At 36.0% G+C, this 23,617-nt stretch carries 20 protein-coding genes; 6 read left to right on the top strand and 14 right to left on the bottom strand.

All coding sequences use genetic code 11. From position 1 onward, the window contains the following. Window positions 1–83: 83 nt before the first annotated feature. Entirely contained in the window at window positions 84–404 is a 321-nt protein-coding gene (locus tag I5677_RS12735; protein WP_197662014.1) for a rhodanese-like domain-containing protein, read from the bottom strand. A 243-nt stretch (window positions 405–647) separates the two neighbouring features. Continuing rightward, on the bottom strand, window positions 648–1,778 hold the full coding sequence (locus tag I5677_RS12740) for a radical SAM protein (RefSeq protein WP_197662103.1): 1,131 nt from the start codon (window positions 1,776–1,778) through the stop codon (window positions 648–650). Window positions 1,779–2,113: 335 nt separating this feature from the next. Between I5677_RS12740 and I5677_RS12745 the strand changes: the two genes are divergently transcribed. Further along, window positions 2,114–3,448, top strand: coding sequence for a sn-glycerol-1-phosphate dehydrogenase (locus I5677_RS12745; protein WP_197662015.1), 1,335 nt, complete (start codon window positions 2,114–2,116; stop codon window positions 3,446–3,448). Between the two features lie 179 nt (window positions 3,449–3,627). On the opposite strand, the gene I5677_RS12750 is transcribed toward I5677_RS12745, so the two are convergent. The 3 genes from I5677_RS12750 to I5677_RS12760 form a co-directional block, all read right to left on the bottom strand. Then, a complete protein-coding gene (locus I5677_RS12750) occupies window positions 3,628–5,826 on the bottom strand; it encodes a beta-glucosidase (RefSeq protein WP_330617919.1) in 2,199 nt (732 codons plus the stop codon). Window positions 5,827–6,221: 395 nt separating this feature from the next. Continuing rightward, window positions 6,222–6,902, bottom strand: coding sequence for a YczE/YyaS/YitT family protein (locus I5677_RS12755; RefSeq protein ID WP_206762705.1), 681 nt, complete (start codon window positions 6,900–6,902; stop codon window positions 6,222–6,224). Between the two features lie 28 nt (window positions 6,903–6,930). Then, window positions 6,931–7,296 (bottom strand): YccF domain-containing protein, encoded by a 366-nt coding sequence (locus tag I5677_RS12760; RefSeq protein ID WP_197662016.1) that lies wholly within the window; start codon window positions 7,294–7,296, stop codon window positions 6,931–6,933. Between the two features lie 312 nt (window positions 7,297–7,608). Here I5677_RS12760 and I5677_RS12765 point away from each other — a divergent pair, with 312 nt between their 5' ends. Both I5677_RS12765 and I5677_RS12770 read left to right on the top strand, forming a co-directional pair. Next, window positions 7,609–8,070 (top strand): pyridoxamine 5'-phosphate oxidase family protein, encoded by a 462-nt coding sequence (locus tag I5677_RS12765; protein ID WP_197662017.1) that lies wholly within the window; start codon window positions 7,609–7,611, stop codon window positions 8,068–8,070. Between the two features lie 43 nt (window positions 8,071–8,113). Beyond that, the gene (locus I5677_RS12770; protein WP_197662018.1) at window positions 8,114–8,590 is read left to right on the top strand and encodes a pyridoxamine 5'-phosphate oxidase family protein; all 477 of its coding nucleotides are present in this window, start codon (window positions 8,114–8,116) and stop codon (window positions 8,588–8,590) included. 179 nt (window positions 8,591–8,769) lie between these two features. On the opposite strand, the gene I5677_RS12775 is transcribed toward I5677_RS12770, so the two are convergent. The 3 genes from I5677_RS12775 to I5677_RS12785 form a co-directional block, all read right to left on the bottom strand. Next, window positions 8,770–9,384, bottom strand: coding sequence for a methyltransferase family protein (locus I5677_RS12775; protein ID WP_197662019.1), 615 nt, complete (start codon window positions 9,382–9,384; stop codon window positions 8,770–8,772). 112 nt (window positions 9,385–9,496) lie between these two features. Beyond that, window positions 9,497–10,447 carry a tocopherol cyclase family protein gene (locus I5677_RS12780; protein WP_197662020.1) on the bottom strand — a complete coding sequence of 317 codons (951 nt, stop codon included), beginning with the start codon at window positions 10,445–10,447 and terminating at the stop codon, window positions 9,497–9,499. 459 nt (window positions 10,448–10,906) lie between these two features. Continuing rightward, complete coding sequence (locus tag I5677_RS12785) at window positions 10,907–11,368, bottom strand: YgaP family membrane protein (protein ID WP_197662021.1); 462 nt, start codon at window positions 11,366–11,368, stop codon at window positions 10,907–10,909. 189 nt (window positions 11,369–11,557) lie between these two features. On the opposite strand from I5677_RS12785, the gene I5677_RS12790 reads away from it, so the two are divergent. Further along, window positions 11,558–13,288, top strand: coding sequence for an ABC transporter ATP-binding protein (locus I5677_RS12790; RefSeq protein ID WP_197662022.1), 1,731 nt, complete (start codon window positions 11,558–11,560; stop codon window positions 13,286–13,288). A gap of 250 nt (window positions 13,289–13,538) precedes the next feature. On the opposite strand, the gene I5677_RS12795 is transcribed toward I5677_RS12790, so the two are convergent. Then, window positions 13,539–14,990 (bottom strand): DEAD/DEAH box helicase, encoded by a 1,452-nt coding sequence (locus I5677_RS12795; RefSeq protein WP_197662023.1) that lies wholly within the window; start codon window positions 14,988–14,990, stop codon window positions 13,539–13,541. Window positions 14,991–15,236: 246 nt separating this feature from the next. Between I5677_RS12795 and I5677_RS12800 the strand changes: the two genes are divergently transcribed. Then, window positions 15,237–15,830, top strand: a complete 594-nt coding sequence (locus I5677_RS12800) for a TetR/AcrR family transcriptional regulator (RefSeq protein ID WP_197662024.1) — start codon at window positions 15,237–15,239, stop codon at window positions 15,828–15,830. A 169-nt stretch (window positions 15,831–15,999) separates the two neighbouring features. Here the strand turns inward: I5677_RS12800 and I5677_RS12805 are convergent, their stop codons facing one another. The 5 genes from I5677_RS12805 to pdxS form a co-directional block, all read right to left on the bottom strand. Next, entirely contained in the window at window positions 16,000–18,267 is a 2,268-nt protein-coding gene (locus I5677_RS12805; RefSeq protein WP_197662025.1) for an ABC transporter permease, read from the bottom strand. 14 nt (window positions 18,268–18,281) lie between these two features. After that, window positions 18,282–18,989 (bottom strand): ABC transporter ATP-binding protein, encoded by a 708-nt coding sequence (locus I5677_RS12810; protein WP_197662026.1) that lies wholly within the window; start codon window positions 18,987–18,989, stop codon window positions 18,282–18,284. Between the two features lie 186 nt (window positions 18,990–19,175). Further along, window positions 19,176–20,006 (bottom strand): FRG domain-containing protein, encoded by an 831-nt coding sequence (locus I5677_RS12815; RefSeq protein ID WP_197662027.1) that lies wholly within the window; start codon window positions 20,004–20,006, stop codon window positions 19,176–19,178. Window positions 20,007–20,168: 162 nt separating this feature from the next. Beyond that, on the bottom strand, window positions 20,169–20,762 hold the full coding sequence (gene pdxT / locus I5677_RS12820) for a pyridoxal 5'-phosphate synthase glutaminase subunit PdxT (RefSeq protein ID WP_197662028.1): 594 nt from the start codon (window positions 20,760–20,762) through the stop codon (window positions 20,169–20,171). Window positions 20,763–20,847: 85 nt separating this feature from the next. Continuing rightward, window positions 20,848–21,720 (bottom strand): pyridoxal 5'-phosphate synthase lyase subunit PdxS, encoded by an 873-nt coding sequence (gene pdxS / locus I5677_RS12825; RefSeq protein WP_197662029.1) that lies wholly within the window; start codon window positions 21,718–21,720, stop codon window positions 20,848–20,850. A gap of 251 nt (window positions 21,721–21,971) precedes the next feature. Here pdxS and pdxR point away from each other — a divergent pair, with 251 nt between their 5' ends. Beyond that, a complete protein-coding gene (gene pdxR / locus I5677_RS12830; protein ID WP_197662030.1) occupies window positions 21,972–23,378 on the top strand; it encodes a MocR-like pyridoxine biosynthesis transcription factor PdxR in 1,407 nt (468 codons plus the stop codon). The last annotated feature ends 239 nt before the right edge of the window (window positions 23,379–23,617 follow it).

The raw sequence follows: 23,617 nt of genomic DNA on the forward strand, positions 1-23,617 counted from the left end.
TATCTATACATTTAGATACTTATAGCAGGAACTTTTGTTATGCAGTAATAATTTTATTACATAATAGTTTGATTTTCATCTCATTATGCCTTGTTTTCACCTGTATAGCTGCCCATACCACCTTTCACATTGACAACATCGTAACCTGATTTAAGTAAGGCTGACGTGGTACTATGGCTTCTGGCTCCTGACTGGCAGATAATATAATATTTTTGATCCTTATTTAAATATTTATCGGGATTTGCCAACAGCTGTCCCATCGGAATATTCCTAGCTTTTTTTATGCGGCTAGAAGCACACTCATATGGTTCTCTGATATCAACCAAATTAATGTCATTATACATCTGATCTATTTCACTTGCATGAATTGAATCTACAGCTTCTTTCTTAAATATTGAAAACATTCCTACACTCCTTATCTACATGTTTATTGGTTTACTCTTATCCCAACGAATAATATTCAATACTCATATCGTTGCTCTCTAGTTATATCAGATTTATCCGTTTTATTATGTGACAAAATCACATGTTATATAAAGATTTTTTATAAGCAAACTGTTTGTTATTCCCATTAGGAACTGATTAATAAGAGTAAATTCATCACTAATAAAGAGTATATGAACCATATTTCATTATCTAAGACTGTGTTAGCTGTTCAGTAATCTTCTTACCACTTCTTCCTGTTCAAATAGTACGCATCCCCCTGTATGTTCCTGCATCAGGATATGATTATCACTTAGTTTCTTAAACAATGGTGATTTTAATGCATCAAATAATGATGTCTCTTTCAAATTCGTATCAGAATAAGGCGAAAACGGACAGGGCTCTGTTCCCCCGCTCGGGTTGATATGAAAGAATCCCCTACCTGCAGCAAGACAGCCGCCGGAACTTTTTTCATCTCCCGGGAAGGATATGAATATCATGTCCTCATATTCGTTTCTTAAAACTTTAAGTTTCTCTTCCATATATTCCCGTTCATTATCTGTGGGAGCCAGATCCTTAGATTTATTGTCTATGGGAACATATTCAACATAAAAAATCACTTTACATCCTCTATGATATAATTCTGATAAGAAAGATTGATCAGTAACCTCTTTTATATTTTCCTTGGTTACAGTTATGGAAGCGCCATAAAAAATCCCCTTATCCTTCATCTGCTCCATAACAGAAATCAACTGATTATATACGCCGTCTCCTCTTCTTAAGTCAGTCTTATCCTCATTTCCTTCTATGCTAAGTATGGGTATCAGATTACGATTTTTATCGAATAACTTCAAATAACTTTCATTAATTAAAGTCCCATTTGTAAAGATAGGAAACATAATATTTTTATGCCTGGTAGCCACCTCAATTATTTCCAATCTTATCAAGGGCTCACCACCGGCTAATAATATAAAGCTGATGCCAAGCTCATCTGCCTGTTCAAATATGTAACCCCATTCCTTCGCACTCATCTGATCGCTCTGTTTGCGATTAGCATTATTACAGGTTTGATTAGAAATTGTATTGTCCTGCCATTTTGTCTTATTTACGTTGGCGTAACAGCCTTTGCAATTTAAGTTACAGGCCTCGGTAATACTGGCAATTAAAAACGGAGGTATATGATTACCGCTTTTTTCATGCTTTTCTCTTTTTTTTCGGGACTCTTTTACAGAAAGAGAAAACCGTGTAATAAATATACTTTCTTTAGGATTTTTTAAAGAAGCATTTAAAGCTCCTTTTACAATTGTCTCAATCCCCTTACCTAAGTATTGTTCTAAATTAAACTCCTCACTCATTCTTTTCACAGATAATCCTCCTTCTCTCATTAAATGATAGAATTATCTTTCCTTTCTTATTATTTATATATGGCGCAGAGTTCATCTGTCCCATTTGATTCAATCTATTATATATCATATACATTAACGACAAGTTAAGTGATCATTATAATTTAATTAATAATATTATATGGTTTTAACAATAAAAAGACAACAAGTTGGATAAATGTAGTAAATTCATTCTTATAAAATCCTAAAAAGCAAAATCATAAATGGACGATATATTGTTAATATGATATACTTCATTATTATTTATGAAATGAAAAGAGGATGTCTTAATGTTAAACCCTACATTAATGAAAATTAAAGATTATCTAAATAAAAACTTTTCGTGTTCCTGCACAAGGGAGCACTCAGTAAGCATTGAACACATTATTATCGAAACAGATGCCCTATTAAGCTTAACTAATATTTTTACACAGGCGGCTTGCCAAAAAGCATTTATCCTATATGATAAATCTACTTACTCAATAGCAGGTCACCTAATCGAGGATCATTTTCAAGCTAACAATATAAGTTTTATTAATTGTATTATAAATAAGGATCATCCTATTCCCGACGAGAAAACAATCGGCGAAATCTTTATTCAATTTGATTCTTCCTGTGACATGATTATTGGTGTGGGTAGCGGAACCATCAATGATCTAAGTCGTTATATCAGTTATAAATTGCAGCTTCCATATATCATAGTAGCAACAGCTCCTTCCATGGATGGGTATGCCTCAAGCGTAACACCATTGATTGTTAATCATATGAAAACCACCTTTGAAGCTCATGCTCCGTATGCAATACTTGGTGATGTTAATCTATTAAAAGAGTCTCCTATAGAAATGATTTGCGCAGGAATCGGTGATATTCTGGGTAAATATACTAGCCTCTGTGATTGGAAAATCTCCTCCCTAATAAATGATGAATATTACTGTGATACCATTGTTAATATGGTTGGCCATACCTTAGAAATTATAATGAATCAAATCCATCTGGTGAAAGACAGAGATCCAATTGTAATCAAAACCATTATGGAAGCATTGGTTCTATCCGGTATTGCCATGAGTTATGCAGGCAATTCAAGACCGGCTTCGGGCAGTGAACACCACATCTCCCACTACTGGGAAATGGCATCTTTACTTCGTAACAAACAACCAGCCCTTCATGGTACACAGGTTGGTGTTGCCACTGTAGCAGTGATCAAAGCATATGAGCTTTTAATGAACCGCAACATAGATTTTGAGCAGTCAATTAATGATGCCCTACATTATTCACAAATACAATGGGAAGACAAGATAAAAGAAACGTATTTTGATGCAGCCTATTCCGTGATCGACTTAGAGAAAAAGATTGGAAAGAACACACCTGATAAAGTAACCTCCCGACTAAAGATTACAGAACAAAACTGGGAACTTTTAAAGAAAGCAACGAATAGTCTGCCTTACTCAGAGACCATACGCAATATACTAATAGCTTTAAATGCTTCGGCAAATCCTATCTCAATTGGGATTGATAAAGAAACCTTTATTAACAGCTTTCTTGTAGCCAAAGAGCTAAGAAACCGCTACGGCCTACTTCAGCTATTGTTTGATTTAAACCTCTGTGAAGATATAGCAAATGAAGTATGGGATTATTTTCAGTAATTACCCGTCCAATTCTGAGGTTTTTGAATTGTAAATAAGATTCCCATTAATGAATGACAAATCATCTAGAATTAACTATTAGTCAGTAGTATCTAAAAGTAAGCCGAAAAAAATATATTGCACTTTCTTCCGGCTTACTTTTATTGTTTTTATTACGTTATAAAGACGATTACTATTCGTTAAATATAAAGATAACTATTTTTTAATTCTATTGATTTTGTGAATCTAATATCTCTGGAAGAACTTCCTATTCTTAATTCAAATTCTCCGGCCTCTGCCTTAAAGCATTTTGACGTTACATCGTAGAAGCCGAAAGCATTCTTATTAAGTATTATTACTACTTTCTTTTCTTCTCCTGCCTTTATAAACACCTTTGAAAAACCTTTTAACTCATGAATCGGTCGTTCTATGGATGCTTCTTTATCTGCGACATATACCTGTACTACCTCAGCTCCATCCATAGCTCCTGTATTTTTTATGATAACTTCAACCATAACCTTAAGATCATTTTTATTAATTTCCTTTACCGAAACATTCAGATCCTGATATTCAAATGTGGTATAGGACAAACCATGGCCAAAGCAGAATTCCGTTTCAATATCATAGGTATCATAATAACGATAGCCTACAAATACACCTTCTTTATAGGTTATTGAATTCAAATCTCCAAACTCTCCTATCTTATGGGCCGGAGAATCGTTAAGATACTTAGGAAATGTTTCAGGAAGTTTACCACAAGGATTCATGTCACCAAGAAGAACCTCAGCCAAAGCTGTTCCGCCCTCCATTCCAGCATACCAGCACCAGACAATCGCCTTGGCTTTATCGGACCAGCGGTTCATCTCAACAGGAGAACCTGCCATAATAACCACCACTGCCTTAGGGTTGACTTTCAGAATCTCTTCGATTAACCGATCCTGATAATAAGGTAGTTCCATATCCGTACGGTCCTGCCCCTCAACATCATATTCATGGTCCAGTCCGCCGATAATAATAACCTCATCACTTTCCTTCGCAAGCTCAACCGCCTCCTTAAGAAGAAGCTCTCCTTGTCGGTTTATCTCTTCTAAAACCAACTGCTTCTTTTTTTCCAGTTCCTTCGCTTCTTCCTCCGTTAGCTCTTTCTCCCTTTCAATGCTATGCTGTTGCCAGTTATGCTCCTTCTCTTCCTTCGTCGGTACATAATAGCCTTTGGCATATTTTATATCCACATTGCCGCCCAGCTTCATCTTTAATCCCAGCAATGGTGATATCTCATAAAGTGCTTTGATTTCTGCGCTACCGCCTCCGTCCGAATGAACTCTCTCTGCATTTTGTCCGATTACAGCAATGGATTTCAAGCCCTTTTTCTTAATCGGAAGACGATCCTCTTCATTCTTGAGAAGTATGATAGATTCTCTGGCCCCCTCTAAGATAATTTCACGATGCTTCATATCGTTATAGGTTCCGGTATTTCTGTTTTCCCTATCATCCCCAAGCATCTTAATTCGATACATGGTTCGAAGGATATTTCTTATTTTAGTATCGATATAAGCTTCCTCTATTTCACCATTCATTACCGCATTATATAGAGGCTTTGCCATATAGTAATTGTCAAAATCCGGCCCAACTGACATTTCAATATCCAGTCCTGATAAAGCCGCCTGCTTCGTATCATGTACGGCTCCCCAATCAGAGATGACAGCACCGTCATATTCCCATTCTTCCCGTAACACTTTAGTCAGAAGGAATTTACTCTGGGAACAATGCTCACCATATAAAAGATTATAGGCTCCCATTAAGGTGAAACTTTCTCCTTGGTGAATTGCAGCATAAAATCCCGGAAAATAAATTTCTCGCAATGTACGCTCATCCATATACGTATCAACCCAGAGCCGTTTCGTTTCCTGGTTGTTTGCTGCAAAATGCTTCACACAGGCAGCTACGTCATTTTCCTGTATACCCTGTATCAAAGGAACCACTAACTCCTCTATTAGTTTGGGGTCCTCACTCATATATTCAAAATTCCTGCCACAGAGCGGGCTTCTTTTAATGTTAATTCCCGGTGCTAATATCACATCCTTACCACGGCCTCTGGCTTCTGCCCCTAATACTTGTCCGGTTTTATAGGCAATATCTTTGTTCCAAGTGGCAGCAAGAGCACTGTTACTGGGTAAATAAGATACCTGATCATCTGTCGTTCCTACATTGGTCCAATCTTTTAAAGCGAACTCTTTTCGTACTCCCATAGGTCCATCTGACATTTTTAACGGTGGAATTCCTAATCTTTTTACACCGGCTGTTTGAAATATCCCTTCTCCATGGATCATAGCAATCTTTTCTTCCAAGGTTAGTTCACTTACTAATTCTTCGATTTTTGTTTCGTCTACATTCATCATTTTATAAGCCCCTCATTTCTTTATCTTTGAATTATATAATCTTCTTATTAATTTCTCTAAATCTATCGTACTTTATTATACTTAAATTAAATTTATCCCAAAATGGATCTCAAGACATAAAACAGAATAGTTTTGTAGAGAAAACTTTTGCAATATCTAGATTATATCAAAGTAAACCATAAATAAAAATGTACTATTCTCTTTATGTTTACATGAAATTTGTCTTATTTTTCTATCTTATGTAGGAATTATTCTAATACATCTCCTTTTCCATAAGAGATAAATTTCTGTGGTTTTATCCTCAGCTTTATAACCGTAGTTTATTACCTTTAATTTTTAGCATAATAAAAGGATGTCATTCTTTCGAACTTAAAAGCTCTGACACCCTTCCTTCTTTACTGTTGATTTCTACTATATATTTTATTAATTAATCTTTCATTGATCGGAAGAAAAATCCCTGCAACAGGTCCAACCAGAAAGGCACATATAACGGTGCCAATTCCAAATATGCCTCCGAACATTCCTCCGACTGCAACGAAGGTGAAATCCACTATGATTCGTATCAAACTGAACTTTTTATGTATCTTATCACTGATTACAAGTGCAACCAAATCATTCGGACCGGTTCCGGCCTCTGATTTTATTACAATTGTCATTCCGAAAGCAAGTATGATACAACCTACACTGAGGACGATAAGTCTTACGATATAAGGTAATGTCTCATTGATGTAATCTTTTAAAATAAAAGTAAACATATCGATAATAGGTCCACCAAATAGCATGCATAAAACGGTTCCGATTTTTATGTAACTACGATTCACTACCAGTAAAATTAAAATAACTATAAAGCTTATGAATATATGGGTATAACCGTGAGTCAGAAAAGACAAAGGAAATAAATCCTGTAACGATCGATAGATCCCCTGAACAAATACATTATAAGGATCGGATCCCAAATTAGTCTGTATAAATAAGGTGACTCCAAAATGAGCAATTGTAAGTCCAACCATTAATACCAGAATATGTAACAGTAAGCTTCTGATACTATTCTTCGTTATAGTTTTCGTAAGCTGCATGATTCTCTCTCCCGGTTTTTACTTTCTTTTAATGCTGTTCAATGGTTGCACCAAAAGGCATCAAAGCTAATTTAGCAATCTTAAAATGCTGTAATCCAAAGGGAATACCAATTACTGTTAAACATAATACTCCACCTATGATAGCAGATTCAATGGCAAGCGGGATACCGGATACTACCAGCCATATAATGTTTAATAATAATGATCCTACCCCGCCACCATATCTGATTTCCTTTCCAAACGGGAAGAAGCTTAATCCGGCAAACTTAAAGCATTGTAATCCTATTGGAATTCCAATTATGGTAATACACCACAAAATACCGATAACCAGCCAACTAAGACCACTTATAAATCCACCAAACAGAAACCATAAAATATTACCTAAACACCCCATAGTAATCCTCCATCCTATCGCTTTTCGATACAAAAAATCAGAAAACATATTCACCTATAAGTTCTTCCTATAAAACCCATAAATGCACTTAGATTATATCATTAGTTCAACGGTCTGTCTACTTATGTCGAAATTCTTCTTCCCTTTGAGAATTCGAAAAAATTCGATGTTATATATACTTATACTTATAAAAAATATTTCTAGTCTTAAAAAATTTTTACGTGTTTTATTTGTATATTTATGTTATAATTACCAAAATATGAAAGACCGTAACCTCAAACTTACTATATTTAGGCTAATAGGAGGATGAAGATGGAATATAAAGATCGATTTGACCAATTATTTCAACAATTGGGTAGCCATAAAACTATGGTTTTGGCGACCTCTGCTGATAATCGTACCACGGCTAGAATGATGAGCTGCATTATGTTAAATAATAAGATCTATTGTCAGACGGATATTGATTTTCAAAAATCAAAACAGATTCTTAAGAATCCTTTTGTAGCCTTGTGTGTGGATAATATTCAGATAGAAGGAGAGGCTACAATTAAGGGTAGCCCTATGGAGGAATGCAACAGTGAATTTGTCGAAGCCTTTAAGACATATTTTAGAGGTTCCTATGATACCTATTCCAGCTTATCCAACGAGATTGTAATTGAAATAGCACCTACATTAATAACCCTTTATTGCTATGATAACAAAAAACCGTATCGTGAATTTATTGATTGTAAGCAACAAAAAGTACACATAAAACAATATGAAATTGGTAGATAAATTAACTACATTTTTATAAAATAAAATAAAAAGAGGTACAAATATGAGAAGAAAAGACCGTGAAGTTACAGACATTAATGATATTCTAGACATTCTACAAAAATGTGATGTTTGCAGAATTGCATTTTTTGATAATGAATATCCATACATTCTTCCTTTGAATTTTGGTTATGTCTATGAGAACGATGTAATTAAACTCTATTTTCATGGAGCAAAGGAGGGTAAAAAACTACAATTAATAAAAAACAACCCAAAGGTTGCCTTTGAAATGGATTGCTCCCATAAGTTGATTACTGGGAAAAAGGCGTGCGATTACACCATGGAATATGAAAGTATTTGCGGTACCGGTGTGATAGAAATATTAGATGAAGACCAGACAGAATATGCTTTGACACAGATTATGAAGCAGTATTCCGATCAATATAGCTTTGAATTTGACGAAAGATATTTAAAAGCTGTATCTGTCTTACAGTTAACAGTCAAGCAAATAAACGGAAAACGTTTGCATCGTTCCCATTAATGATAGGAGGACCATCAGATGGTTTTTAATCATCCGATGGTCCTTCTTATCTAAACACGAAAGTTCCTCACAAACTTCGCGTACTATCAGTATTTAATACTAATATTTTTTATAGCTACTATATTTCGTTCTACCTTTTCTACGCTTTTTAGTTTAGTAAAACATAGAATGATTATAGACTATACGATAAACGGAATAAACATTTTAGTTCTTTTTCGATATGCTTCATAATCAGCTCCAAATTGATCTACCATATCCCTCTCCTCCCGTTTTGCAAGTCTGACATATAAGATTATAATAACCGGGAATAAGATTAATAAGGGTATTGTAACCCATTCTGCCAACATTCCAAATGACAAAAGCATCAGGCCGGTATACTGCGGATGACGGATATATCGATAAATTCCGGTCGTAACTAAAATTCCCTCTCCCTCTTTCTTTGACCAGTATTTTTTATATATATTGTACCATCCATTTAAGATTAATATCAAAGCTATAATTGCACAGGTATAATTTATGTACATACCGAGATATCCAACAGAGTCAAACAATGTATGTCCCCACAAAACTCCATTCGGGAGATTTTTTCCTATAATCCATGAAATCACATACATGCTGAATGGTATTCCATGCATTTCAATGGCAAATGCCAGCACAAAAGCAATATAAGTTCCCACCGGCTTTTTATCCATCTTTTTATAAAACGGAATAAAGAAAAGAACCACACTATAAACAACAATAAAAAAAACCACACCAAACCAATTATGAAAATGACTTTCTAATGTCTCTCTCAAATAATACACACCTTTCCCCTTTGGTATTATATAACATTTTATGGCTCCTATTTTATTTTGTCAATATTTTAACATATGCTTTTGTCATTATTGAATTTTTTTGAGTATAATTTTACATTATCTCAAGACCTGTATTGGTTCCTGTTCCTTTAAAGATAATATTACGGTGTATATCAGTTAACTGTACTTCTACTTTAGCGTTGATACTCTCAATAATATCTCGTTTCATAAAACCATTTTTCGGTGCTTTTAATATTCCTCCATTTGTATGATATACCTTTATCTTTAGATAATATTTACGATCTTTTAGAACAATCCAAATATAGTCTTTGAGTATTTTTAGTTGACACAGCTTAGCACCTGTATACGTAGCAAATACATAGATTTCTTCTGCCAGTCTGATGAAGGATATAAACCCCGGAAAGCTGTAACCAAACAGAGGAATATCAGCTATAGAAAACATAACGCTAACATCATATTCCCCAAAATGATTGGATTGAAGCCATATCCATGATTTCGGAAATGACTTTCCCCAATCTTTTTCAATATAGCCATACCCACTGGTAAAATCGATTTGATTTTGACAAATACCTAAAAAGCCTTGAATGTTATGGTGGATATTAACAATTCCATGATAACACTCCATAAAAGGTATATAAGAAAAGTAACCCATGATACCGGGTTTTAGTATAGTCTTAGGTAACTTAATTATATTATAAAAACTAAGTTTTCCTTTGATTATAATATCTTTGCCTATCAGATTTAGATGTATTTTATCTCTTGAAAAGTAATTGTTTGCAATCCTGATTTCAAATTTCTTTTCATTATAAGAAAAATCCGTATAATGAAAACGAAATATTTCAACTGTATTATTGTTAAGTAAAACTTGAATAAAGGCATGGGAATCCTGCATTCCACTTCCGATAGAAACGCCGGGAATGACTGCAATAGCATGTTTCATGGTTGGGTCTATCAGTTTAAAATACCATCCTTCAAAATAATTTTTCTTTTTATATTTTCCTTGAAAAAGCTCCGGGTAGAATATTTTTCTAATTCGATACATAATTAATTTTCCTTATTATTTATTTATTTGTATAAATCACTTCTGTTCTAGCTAGAGCAACCTCTCGATACTTCGTATCTCGGGTTCGCTGGGCGCGCTCGCATCTTTCTAGCTAGCGCAACCTCTCGATACTTCGTATCTCGGGTTCGCTGGGCGCGCTCGCATCTTTCTAGCTAGCGCAACCTCTCGATACTTCGTATCTCGGGTTCACTGGGCGCGCTCGCATCTTTCTAGCTAGCGCAACCTCTCGATACTTCGTATCTCGGGTTCGCTGGGCGCGCTCGCATCTTTCTAGCTAGCGCAACCTCTCGATACTTCGTATCTCGGGTTCGCTGGGCGCGCTCGCATCTTTCTAGCTAGCTTGATATTTCAATAAGATAGCAGCTAATGAAACTAAAGTTTCTTAGCTGCTATCTTATTGAAATATACCTTAAGATGCTCACTTTGCCTTCACGCACACTACATTTTGTCTGCTATTTTTAAAAGTTCAACCGCATCTTTTGTATCCTTCGCAAAATCTCCTCTCAGCATTTTTAATGCCGTCTTTTCTGCACTTATTTCTTCTGCTGTCCTGACACCCCATTTTCTCACCAAGGGAACAGGTGGACACCAGCCTTGTAAAGCATGCTGTAATACGAACATACCAATCAAACCGGTCAACAAAAACCAGCACCTGCTGGTTTTTATACCTAAGATAGAACTTAGGATTATTAAGGTCGCAGCATTCGCCTCTAACACTCTTTCCGTATCCCATTCTAGGTTTAAATATCTAATTCTATCTGCAATTTCGTCCTCATTACAATTCTTATAGATATTTAGATTTCGTATCGTCTGATTTCTTATTTCAGCATTAATTAGTGGATCTGTACGAAGGAATACCCGTAAAGCTGTTGGGGGTAGTATCGTTCTTTTTTTGTTCATCATCACTCACCTTTCTAAATTTTGATAATAGTATGTGTATCCAAAATAGAATCATACATTCTATATAAAATTTGTTTATCTTTATTAATCTTCGTAATATAGTCTATCTTTTAAAATTTACGAAAATAAAGACAATCATAAGCTTTTATGCTAAAATACTAAGGAATGACTACATAGGAGGATATACACATGAAATTATTATGGAGACTTGGAAAAGAAGCAATCCGTTATAAAGCTTTTTATCTGATTGCAATTTTATCTACCTTTGCATTAACGATCACAAACCTTACAGCACCTAAACTGCTGGCATCCATGACAGAACTAATTGAACAGGGAGCGGCTGAGGGTTCAAAAGATAAAATCCTTATCATTACCTTGGCGCTGATTGCTGTTTATTTACTTAGAGTTTTATTTCGGTTCCTAAGTAACTACCTTTCCCATAAAGCTGCTTGGAACCTGGTTGAGGATTTAAGAACACGGGTTTATGATAAGATACAGTCCTTTTCCATGAGCTTTTTTCATGATAAACAGACCGGAGATTTAATGAGCCGCGTTGTCAATGATACTGCAACCTTTGAACTGCTATATGCCCATATTATACCTGAGATGGTGACCAATATTGTGACGGTTGTGGGTGTTATGATTATCTTGTTAACCATCGATGTAAAGCTTGCTCTTTTAACCTGTATCCCGATACCCATCATCTTATATTCCGGATGGATTTTTTCTACCAAGGTACGGCCTAACTTTACAAAAGCCCAGAAATCCTTAGCAGAACTTAATGCAAAGCTTCAGGATAACTTCTCAGGAATTCAGGAAATACAAGCCTTTGGTCAGGAGAGTTACGAAAAAAAGCAGGTTTCTACCCATGCCGGTGCATATACCGGCTCTATCCTTTATGCGTTAAAATTAAGCGGTGTATTTCATCCTGCCGTTGAATTCTTGTCTTCCACCGGTACAGTTATTGTTGTAGGAATTGGTGGTATCCTTGCCCTGGGTAATGAATTATCCGTATCCGATATTGTGGCATTCTTATTGTATCTTTCCCTTTTCTACGCTCCTATTTCCGGCTTGGCCAGAATCTTAGAGGAAATACAGCAAGCCTATGCCGGTGCAGAAAGAGTTATGATGGTACTAGATACGCCAAATGATATTATCAATGCCCCGGATGCAAAGGAAATGGATAAGGTCAAAGGAAGTATTACCTTCGATGGGGTAGATTTTAGATACGAAGAAGAAGTTCCGGTGTTAAAAGATATCAGTTTTTCCTGTCAACCCGGACAGATGGTTGCACTGGTCGGACCCACCGGGGTTGGTAAGACAACCCTTACCCAGCTGATCTCCAGATTTTATGACCCAACAGCCGGACAGGTTAAAATCGATGGAGAGGATATTAAACATGTAACCTTGGAAAGCCTTAGGGCAAACATTGCTCCGGTATTACAGGATACTTTCCTATTCAACGGAACAATTGCAGAGAACATAGGCTATGCGGATCCTACGGCTTCAAGAGAAGATATTATAGAAGCTGCCAAAGCTGCAAGAATTCACGATAACATTATGGAAATGCCAAATCAATACGATACCAAGGTCGGCGAACGAGGCATGCGTCTCTCCGGAGGACAAAAGCAGCGAATTGCCATAGCACGGGCAATTCTTCGTAAAGCTCCTATCATTATATTAGATGAAGCTACCGCTTCTGTTGATGTTGAGACAGAGAAAGAAATCCAAAAAGCAATTGCAGATCTGGCTGGTACAAGAACCATCGTAGCCATTGCTCACCGTCTCTCTACAATACAGAATGCAGACATTATTCTTGTATTGGAGGAAGGTCGAATTGTTCAAAGAGGTACTCATAAGGAACTTTTAGAACAGGATGGTTTATATAAGCGATTAAATCAAGCTCAATCAAGACAATAGTCAATTTAAAATGGGATGAAATGAATTAATTATTACGCTTATTTAATTTTGGGGCTGTTTCAAAATAAACAATGGGAATATAACTTACCTCACATACAGATTGAAGGACATATTTTCAATTTTGTGATGCCTTGTTCGAACACTTTTGTTCGCACTAGGCATCATAAAATCATCAACATGTCCGTCAAACAATGTATTACGGTAAAATCATATTCCCCGCTTAACTATTTTGAGACAGCCCAATTTATTTTTATCTTCTTTTGGTAGCATCGATTACTTTTAAATTTCTATTTCCAATAGGGGTCTCTTCCATTGCTCTCAAAACCAAAGGTCCTTTCCCATTCAATATTTCTACAAAGGTAAGCGAATCAAGTACTGTAATGATACCGATATCCTCAGCTGATACTCCTTTAATATTCGAAATCACTCCGACAAAATTAGTGGCTCTAAGCTTCTTATTCTTACCACCATTAAAACGAAGCTTCATAATTCTTTGATCCAGCTTCTCACTCTTTAGCTTTTTATAACTAGGAGCTTCCTTTAATTTCATATCAAATGCTATCTTTTTTTCAGATAACTCCTGTGTATCAGGCACCGACATCACAGGAATGGAAAAGCCAATGTAAGCCTCTATATCCTTTGCTTGATTTTCTTCCTCGGGGGTTACAAACGTGACTGCTTTCCCTGCCAGACCAGCACGTCCGGTTCTTCCAACCCGGTGAACATAATTTTCTTTTTGAATCGGAATATCATAATTAATCACCAAGGTAACATTATCAACATCTATACCCCTAGCAGCTACATCGGTAGCTATAAGGTAACGAATTATTCCCGCTTTAAATTCCTCCATTGATTTCATTCTTTCCTTTTGTTCCATACCACCATGGATTTTATTACAAGGGTAGCCTAGCTTCTGCAGATGATCATATACTTCTTCAACCTTATCTTTTGTACTGCAAAATATGATACAGCTATCCGGATTATTAACGATCGTAACATCCTTTAACAGCGCTAATTTCTGATCCTCCTCGATAGGATAGATACTATGTTCAATTTTATCTGCCATAATAGTATCCGGCTGAATATTTATAGCAACCGGCTCTTTCATATACTTGTAGGAAAGCTCTTTAACTCTTTCGGGAAGCGTAGCTGAGAACAGCATCGTTGTCCTTTCCTTAGGAAGACTCTGAATAATTGTTTCTATTTGCTCGGCAAATCCCATTCTAAGCATCTCATCAGCTTCATCCAATACAAGAAACCTAATTTGGGTAATGTTTAATGTTCCTCTTTCTAAATGATCCATAACTCGTCCGGGAGTTCCGACAATAACATGTGTCTTTTGCTTAAGCTGAGCAATCTGATTGGAGATAGGCTGCTTTCCATACAATGCCACAACATGAATACGCTTATATCTCCCGTAATTCATGATATCATCTTTCACTTGCAGGGCTAACTCCCTTGTAGGAGTCAATATCAAAGCTTGTGGCTTGTTTTTCAACCAATCAAGCAATTCACAGACAGGGATACCAAAAGCTGCTGTCTTGCCGGTACCTGTCTGTGATTGTACTAAAAAATCCTGATTATCTAGTACCATAGGTATAATTTGCTCTTGTACCTTCGTTGGCATTGTAATATCTAGATCGTTTATTGCTCTTATAATTTCAACACTTAATTTATAATCCTCAAAACCATTCTTTTTCATCTTATGTCTCCGTTCTTTTTATCTTTGAAAGAATATAAGCTTATCACACTTAACTCTTATTATATGTTACTACACAAAAAAATCCATCTATTTTGAACATTATAATAAAGTTAGTAAAATATATTATACATTTATAGATCTCATCTGTTATATTATAAGATAGATAAGATGACATTAAATGTTTGACAAAGACGTCATTAAAAAATTAAATTAAGAAACACCGAGATATAGAAAGGGGATGAGAAGATGCAGATTAAGAAGGAGGAAATCCGTGAAAACATTATTGGAGCGGCGGAAAAAGAATTTTTAAAGCGTGGCTTTAAAAACTCATCTATGCGAACCATAGCAGCTAAATCCCATACAACGATAGGAAATCTATATAACTATTTTGAGAATAAAGAAGCTATTCTAGATGAAATTATAGGTGATACTCCTGAACAAATTATTCAATTAATCAATAAACACGAAGCAGCAGAACTTGTTGATTTAAGCAAGGATGAAATGGAAAAGAACTTTGACGAGGTAGTGGATACCTTTATGCCCAAGTTCTTTCCCATGGATCTCTTACTAAGTAACTCTCTTCTAATCTTAATGGATAGTTGTGAGGGGACGAAATACGAAGCATACCGTAATACTTTTCTAGAATTATTCCAAGCCCATCTGGCATCGCATCTTAATGTAGAAAAGGGCTCTTTTTTGGCTAAAACCCTTTCCCACGGTTTTTTATCTGCTCTTCTTTTCATCGGTAAAAACAAACGCAATATGGAGGACGGAAAAAAGGATTTAATTAACTACATAAAATTAATGGTTCTTGGTATGCCGATGCCTCCAAAGTTATAATCGTACCAGATAAATAATTATTGTTATTATTATGATTTACTTATAGTTGGATACACTTATAGCTTGATACATTTATTATTTGATACACTGATTGATTAATTTACTTATTTCTCAATACTTGTATTGCTTGAAACACTTAATTTACCACTATAACCTTTAATCATTTAAATCATTCAACAGATTTTAATGCACTTACCATATCAATAGTCCTTAATTTGCGACTTAAGAACCAATTAACTACGACAGATAACAGTAAGGTACCGATGATACTAACCCCATAGGAAAAGACAGTGATATGTGGAAGTAAATCAAAACTATCTCCCATGAATTTTAACATATAAGTGAGTAATAGATATCCACCGGGTACTCCGATGATGATTCCTATAAGGGTCAGCCATATATTTTGCATCTGTAGCAGTTGACGAAGTTTATGATATTGAAATCCTAAGACCTTCAATGTCGTAAGCTCTCTTATTCTTTCTTGGAATGATAAAATCCCCAGATTATATAATACTACTACGCCTAAAATGACTGCAGCCAGTACTAAAATAGCTATCATAACATTCATTGTCTCCATCATCGTTTCCATATTCTTAACTATATCTTCTTTAGATTGTACGGATGCGAAGTCATTATTTGAAAATTCTGACACTGCCTCATCGGTTAAAAATGCAGTCGGTCTAAGTACCAAATCCATAGCTTGATAAGCCTCTTCACTGATAAATATCCCTTGCATGATCGGGTTACGGATGATCACTTTGATTTCTCCGGTCACCCAAGAGCCGGTACCATATAATCTCCATGTAACCATGTTACCCACTTTTAAATCATGAAGTTCTGCGATTTTATTCGTTATTGCAAGCCCTTTTTTCGGGAGTTCCACTTTATAACCGAATTTATCTCTATGATTAATATAAACTCCATCTCCCACGACCGTTAGGACCGAACTGACTATTTCATCACGGATATTTATTTCAACCGATGTTTCCTGAATAAATTGATATTCCTGATTCTTTTTTAACTCTATCATTCGTTCAGACGATGTGCTATCCGATAATACGATCTTTGTATCATAGGTATTAATTTGATCGTAGGCCTCATTTGTAATGTCATCCATGGTGTCCCGTAAACCAAAGGCACAAAGAATCAAGGTCATGCATCCGATGATGCCAACTACAGTGATTACACTTCGTAATCTGTTTCGTAAAAGATCTCGAATATTCCACTGTATATCGAACTTTAAATTATTCCACCATCTACTTTTCTCAAGTTTTGTGTGCTTGCCGGCTTTGGGTGGCTTGGGTCTTAATATCTGAGCTGCTACACCCTGAAGCTCTTTATAACAAGCATAGAAGCCACTGATCCCGCATAATAAAATACCGCCCAAAACTATAATGGTAATCCTAGGGTCTAGCGACCCATTCCATTCCGGTAAGGTGTAAAATCCTTTTTGAAATTTAAACATTAGTTTCGGAAGAAAAATCGGTCCTGTAAAAAGTCCTAACATACTACTAACAGTTCCTATAAATACACCATAACTCATATAATGCCATATGATCTTTCTATTGAGAAACCCCACGGATTTCAAGATACCAATCTGTGTTCTTTGATTGGAGGTTAGTCTGGTCATAGTTGTTAAAGTGGTTAATATAGCAATTAATAAAAATGCGATAGGAAAGACTGTCTGCATCGCTTTCATCTGGCTAACCTCATTTTGAAACATACGAACACTTGTATGATCCTCCTGCATCACAAGAATTGTCTGTTTGTTAGGAAATACTGTGTTCTTTATCGTTTCGATACTTTTTTTATCTCTATTACTCTTAAGCAACAACTGATTATACGATAAATCGAAACCCCAATCTCCACTAAAAAAATGAGCTGAAAGAAAGGCGTAACCAAAAGTTTTATGATCCGGAATCACTTCATTCTCATCCTTTAGGGCATATACATATTCTGGATGCATGATAAGCCCCTGTACCGTTTTACTTATTAACTGTCCCTGTATCTTTATAGATAGAGTGTCACCCACATGAATTAAATTTTCTTTTGCATAGGAGCTATTTAGCCAGATCCCATCTTTATCGGGTTCAAATGCTTGCCCCTCTACAATATGATTTAAGCATATCTGGTTACTTTCTACTATGTTCAACTGAATCATACTTTTCGTATTATCCGCTAAGGATGCGTTAAGCTGTAGCCTTCTCTCTACATTATGAATTCCTTCTTGCTTCCTAAGGTTTTGGACTTCCTCCATTGTAAAGTCAGATCCATAAATTAAAGCATCTGCCAGCTTCGTTTCCTTATAAAAGTCACTAACAGATTGATCCATTCCCTCTCCGACTGCATTCATACCAGTAAAAATAAATATTCCCATAAAGGTCATCACAAAAATCGAGACAAACTGAACCAGATTACTCTTTAAATCCCGTAACATTTTTCGAAACAACATTACCAATTCACCTCTTTCACCGGCTTAGGATTTTCATTTATAATCACTTCCCGGACCTTACCGTTTTTTATGCGAATCACTTTATCTGCCGCTTCCGCCAAAGCTGCATTATGGGATACTATAATTACTGTCCGTCCTCCTATTTTACTCATATCCTGAAGTAGTGACAAAATAATAACACCGGTATCTGAATCAAGTGCCCCGGTTGGTTCGTCGCATAACAGCAGCTTAGGATCTTTACAGATTGCCCTGGCTATTGATACCCTCTGTTGTTCACCCCCGGAAAGCTGTGTTGGAAACTGATAACGGTGTTCTTTTAAGCCGACCGATTCAAGTACTTCATCTACATCCAATCCACCTCCTACCACCTCCTTCACCAAAGCCACATTTTCTCTGGCAGTCAGACTGGGAATCAGATTATAAAACTGAAAGATAAATCCAACGTCCCTTGCTCTATAATTCGTTAGTTCTTTATCGTTATATTGGGTTATGTCCTTTCCGTCGATTAATATGGTTCCCTTCGTAACCCTATCCATACCCCCAAGCAGATTAAGAACTGTACTTTTTCCTGCACCGCTCGGCCCCAGAATCACAACAAACTCTCCCATCTCTATGGAAAAGTTTATCTGATCCACTGCCAGAAAAGAGTTGTTCTTTCCTAGTCTGTATTCCTTATTTACATCCCGAAATTCTATAAAATGATTCATACAATATCGCCCCTTTTGATAAGTTTTGTATTATGATATCGTTTCGTATCCGGAAAGTAAACACTTATACATCATAAAAAATCAAAACTTAACAAGCGTTCGTTATTGAGATAAATCTTAACTTTCTTGTTACACTTATAGGCAAAATAATAGGGCATCCGTTAAGATGCCCTGTCTGTGTCATATTCATCTGTATATTCGATCCGTGGGGGTATAATGCCTCGACAACCACTTACATAGTCCATCCAATCCCGGAAAGATAACACGCTCATTTAAATTAATCATGTCCAATTTATCTCTTATCTCCAGCTTTAGTTCCTTTGGTATAATAATCGCTTTATATGTTTCAGGATGTTTCTCCATCCAGTGGTTGAATATCAGTTCCGGTCTGGATGCTACTGAAAAACATGCGTATTGATTAATGATTCGATCATCAATGGATGGAGGTTCAAAGAACAGAAAATAACTCTTGTCATCACTACCATTTTGTTTTTCTAATAATTCCAGATCCATCATTTGTTTAGTATCTATCTTTAAATTATTTAAGATATCCGTAGTAAATATGGTTGATTTATGATCAACTAATTCTTGATAGAGTATCTTTGGTAAATAAGAATGAATTTTATTGTAATCAACTTGCCATATGACCCCGTCCGAGTTATATTTACTTAAATTATCGGTTGTAAAATGTAGCGCTACATAAGGTGAGAAAGTCCAATCCAACAGTCTTGTAGGAAGACCATGATGCTGTGCTATGGATAGTACATCCCAGAAACCATATTCGTTTTTTAGTTGAGTACTGGCATATTTTTGAAAATTTCTGATTAGACCGGATTCCAAATCAAGCCGATCATTCACAGTTCTGTGTAAACTATGTTTTAAATCATGTTTACTATCCGAAATTCCTCGGTATAAAAAAGTAGGACGATGTCTTTTAATTTTATCATCATATGAATCAAGAAATAATTCTTCCTGAAGTTCTGTATATGTATTAACTCTACATGAATTGATTTTCATAATCTTTCTCCTAAATAGAATTTACATTTTTAATAAACCATATCGTATCTGTAATTATCGTAATGGCTAAAATAAAATCATGGTATTTTCATTCCCAAGTACTGGGTATCCGCATATGTATTATACCATGGTAATAAATTCCATTCAATGAGAAAGATTGAATTATAACAAACTCAGTGACGAAACCTTCTCCAAAAAATACTGGTGTACCCGGTAATCCGAGGTTAGTTCCGGATGAAAGGAAGTAACCAGCATGTTCCTTTGTCTTGCAGCCACAATATGTCCGTCAATCTCAGCCAGAATTTTCACATCCTGATCTTTCGCTACTTCTTCAATATAAGGTGCACGAATAAAAGTCATGGGAATATCACCAATACCCTTAAATTCCGATATCGTATGAAAGCTACCCAATTGCCTGCCATAAGCATTTCTTTTCACTTTAATATCCATGGTTCCAAAATATCTGCTTTTATCATTAGAGATGCTTTTTGCTAAGAGTATCAGACCGGCACAGGTACCAAGTACCGGTAAGCCGTCTTCTATCGCCGTCTTCAAATCTTCAAACATTTCCAGTTCTCGAAGCAACTTTCCCATAACAGTACTCTCCCCGCCGGGAAGAATTATTCCCTCCATGGTTCCATGATATAAGTCTGATTTCTGTCTTATCTCAAAGGCTTCCACTCCTAGCTTATTCAGAATATTGATATGTTCTGCAAATGCCCCCTGTACCGCCAGTACACCAATCCTTTTCTGCATAATTCCTCCTGATCAATTTACATTATGTGTAACATAACATAATAATGCTTATCTAAATATCTATCAATTGCAACAAACCTTATCGTTACACACCTCTTGCAGCCATTAACAGTTCTATTTCTTGTTCATTAATACCAACCATTGCTTCTCCCAAATCCTCGGAAAGCTCTGCAATCAGTTTCGGGTCATTGTAATTCGTAACCGCCTTTACAATTGCCTGCGCTCTTTTCGCCGGATCACCTGATTTAAAGATCCCTGAACCAACGAACACACCTTCTGCACCAAGCTGCATCATAAGTGCTGCATCAGCCGGGGTGGCAACTCCTCCCGCAGCAAAATTAACAACCGGCAGCTTACCATTCTCATGGACATAACATACTAAATCGTAAGGAACCTGTAATTCCTTAGCCGCATGATAAAGCTCATCTTCTCTCATATTTTGTAATTGTCTGATCTGCTTCATAATTAATCTCATATGACGAACAGCCTGTACCACATCCCCTGTACCGGGTTCACCCTTCGTCCGAATCATGGAGGCTCCCTCACTGATTCTTCTTAAAGCTTCACCTAAGTCTTTGGCACCACAGACGAAGGGAACATCGAATTTTGTTTTATCAATATGATAAGTATCATCGGCAGGGGAAAGGACCTCGCTTTCATCGATATAATCAATCTCCAATGCCTGTAAAATCTGTGCCTCTGCAAAATGTCCGATTCGAACCTTCGCCATTACGGGTATCGATACAGCCTCTTGTATTCCCTTAATCATTTTGGGGTCACTCATACGGGCAACCCCTCCAGCGCCGCGAATATCTGCAGGTATTTTCTCAAGAGCCATTACTGCACAGGCTCCAGCTTCTTCGGCTATTTTAGCCTGTTCCGGAGTCGTTACATCCATGATAACTCCTCCCTTTAACATCTGTGCTAAGTTCTTGTTTAGTTCATAACGTTGATTCATAACAAACACTCCTTTATTTCTATGATAGTTTTTTATTTCATGAACAGTATCCGTAACGATTTTACACCTCTTATTCTTTTCAACGATTACTTCATCTTAGTCCGTACTTATACAAGCAGCTTTATTTACATTCCCTTGACTAATTAGATAACTTGCCTTATTATAATACAAAACTGATAGTGTAATAAGTATCAGAATTTCACAAGTTAATGGTATCAGTTTTCTTAATTACTATGGAAAGGTAAATTTTTATGGAAATGTTAACTCTATCCTTAAATCTCGATAGTAAAACCCCACTATATCATCAGCTTTATACCTTCATTAAAGCTGAAATACAGGAGGGACGTATTCCCTATAATACAAAACTTCCCTCAAAAAGAAAGCTTTCCTCATATTTATCCATAAGCCAAAACACCATACAAGCAGCCTATGATCAGCTGATTGAGGAGGGTTATATTACTCCTGTGGAACGAAAGGGGTTTTATGTATGTCAGCTTGATCATATACAAAAACTTCAAATAAAAAATGAAATAGACACCCGTAAGAACCGCTCATTACAGTCAGATATAATATATGATTTTTCCTACCATGGGGTGGATATTCCTACGTTTCCTTATAAAACATGGAGAAAACTCATGAAAGAAGTGATTAATGAATATGATACTGAGCTCCTGCAGCAAGGAGATTCTCTTGGATACGATAAATTACGCATCGCTCTGGCAGAATATTTACATCAATCCAGAGGTGTTAATTGTTCAGAGGATCAGATCATTATTAGTTCCGGTACCGAGATCTTATTCCAATCCCTGATACAACTTTTGGACCGGGACTTCACCTATGGTATTGAAAATCCTGGTTATGAAAAGCTCAATCATTTATTTACCGGGAACCGAGCCAAATTTAAAGCCATCAATATAGACCAAAGTGGAATGATCTTAAGCGAGATTGAGAAAAGTCATGCAAATATCCTATGCATTACCCCGGCTCATCAATTTCCCTCCGGTGAGATTATGCCAATTAATCGGAGGATCCAACTACTAAACTGGGCAAACGAACAGGATAACCGCTATCTTATTGAAGATGACTATGACAGTGAATTTAAATACAGCGGTAAACCAATTCCCGCTCTGCAAGGGCTGGATACGAATGAAAAAGTTATTTATATGGGTTCCTTGTCCAAATCACTCGCTCCAACTATCCGGGTCAGTTATATGGTTTTACCCCCTCATTTAATGAAAAGATATCACGAAAAGCTTTCTTATATTTTATGTCCAGTACCAATTATGGAACAAAAAGTACTTCATCAATTTATTAAGGAAGGATACTTCGAAAGACATTTAAACAAGATGAGAAACATCTACAGAAAAAAAAGAGAGCTTCTGATTAAGGCTATATCCGAACTTAACTGTGGGATTGAAATTCTTGGAGCTGATGCAGGACTCCATCTGCTTCTTAGAGTACCAAACAATATGTCTGAGGATGCATTAATTTCCTCGGCAAGAAAATATAAGATTAAAGTCTATGGAATATCCAAGTATTACTTTAATAAAAACAGTATCCCACCTAACCCAACCATTGTAATTGGATATGCATCCATGAGTGAAGACGAAATAAGATCAGCCGTTCAACTATTATATAAAGCATGGTTTATCCGTTGATTACAGGGTTATATCCTATTAATTTACTCAGTTAACAACCATTGCTTTATAGTAAATAAACGAAATTTCTTATAACTACCATTAATGTAACGAAAAGTGTAGTGAAAAGTAGCTCATTTTTTACCATAAACACTTTCATATTACAAAATTCGTGTTATAATTATGTAAAATAATTAATGTGCTATACCGACTTAATTACAATATTATTTTTGTTTTATTCAGGGTTGATGGGAGGCTGT

The sequence above is a fragment of the Mobilitalea sibirica genome, assembly GCF_015999265.1.
Classification (GTDB): Bacteria; Bacillota; Clostridia; order Lachnospirales; family Lachnospiraceae; genus Mobilitalea; species Mobilitalea sibirica.

Excerpts from the sequence above, each read along its gene's own strand:
- I5677_RS12735 (WP_197662014.1), bottom strand. The coding sequence starts at position 404 with ATGTTTTCAATATTTAAGAAAGAAGCTGTAGATTCAATTCATGCAAGT.
- I5677_RS12740 (WP_197662103.1), bottom strand. The coding sequence starts at position 1,778 with ATGAGTGAGGAGTTTAATTTAGAACAATACTTAGGTAAGGGGATTGAG.
- I5677_RS12745 (WP_197662015.1), top strand. The coding sequence starts at position 2,114 with ATGAAAATTAAAGATTATCTAAATAAAAACTTTTCGTGTTCCTGCACA.
- I5677_RS12750 (WP_330617919.1), bottom strand. The coding sequence starts at position 5,826 with ATGATGAATGTAGACGAAACAAAAATCGAAGAATTAGTAAGTGAACTA.
- I5677_RS12755 (WP_206762705.1), bottom strand. The coding sequence starts at position 6,902 with ATGCAGCTTACGAAAACTATAACGAAGAATAGTATCAGAAGCTTACTG.
- I5677_RS12760 (WP_197662016.1), bottom strand. The coding sequence starts at position 7,296 with ATGGGGTGTTTAGGTAATATTTTATGGTTTCTGTTTGGTGGATTTATA.
- I5677_RS12765 (WP_197662017.1), top strand. The coding sequence starts at position 7,609 with ATGGAATATAAAGATCGATTTGACCAATTATTTCAACAATTGGGTAGC.
- I5677_RS12770 (WP_197662018.1), top strand. The coding sequence starts at position 8,114 with ATGAGAAGAAAAGACCGTGAAGTTACAGACATTAATGATATTCTAGAC.
- I5677_RS12780 (WP_197662020.1), bottom strand. The coding sequence starts at position 10,447 with ATGTATCGAATTAGAAAAATATTCTACCCGGAGCTTTTTCAAGGAAAA.
- I5677_RS12785 (WP_197662021.1), bottom strand. The coding sequence starts at position 11,368 with ATGAACAAAAAAAGAACGATACTACCCCCAACAGCTTTACGGGTATTC.
- I5677_RS12790 (WP_197662022.1), top strand. The coding sequence starts at position 11,558 with ATGAAATTATTATGGAGACTTGGAAAAGAAGCAATCCGTTATAAAGCT.
- I5677_RS12795 (WP_197662023.1), bottom strand. The coding sequence starts at position 14,990 with ATGAAAAAGAATGGTTTTGAGGATTATAAATTAAGTGTTGAAATTATA.
- I5677_RS12800 (WP_197662024.1), top strand. The coding sequence starts at position 15,237 with ATGCAGATTAAGAAGGAGGAAATCCGTGAAAACATTATTGGAGCGGCG.
- I5677_RS12805 (WP_197662025.1), bottom strand. The coding sequence starts at position 18,267 with ATGTTACGGGATTTAAAGAGTAATCTGGTTCAGTTTGTCTCGATTTTT.
- I5677_RS12810 (WP_197662026.1), bottom strand. The coding sequence starts at position 18,989 with ATGAATCATTTTATAGAATTTCGGGATGTAAATAAGGAATACAGACTA.
- I5677_RS12815 (WP_197662027.1), bottom strand. The coding sequence starts at position 20,006 with ATGAAAATCAATTCATGTAGAGTTAATACATATACAGAACTTCAGGAA.
- pdxT (WP_197662028.1), bottom strand. The coding sequence starts at position 20,762 with ATGCAGAAAAGGATTGGTGTACTGGCGGTACAGGGGGCATTTGCAGAA.
- pdxS (WP_197662029.1), bottom strand. The coding sequence starts at position 21,720 with ATGAATCAACGTTATGAACTAAACAAGAACTTAGCACAGATGTTAAAG.
- pdxR (WP_197662030.1), top strand. The coding sequence starts at position 21,972 with ATGGAAATGTTAACTCTATCCTTAAATCTCGATAGTAAAACCCCACTA.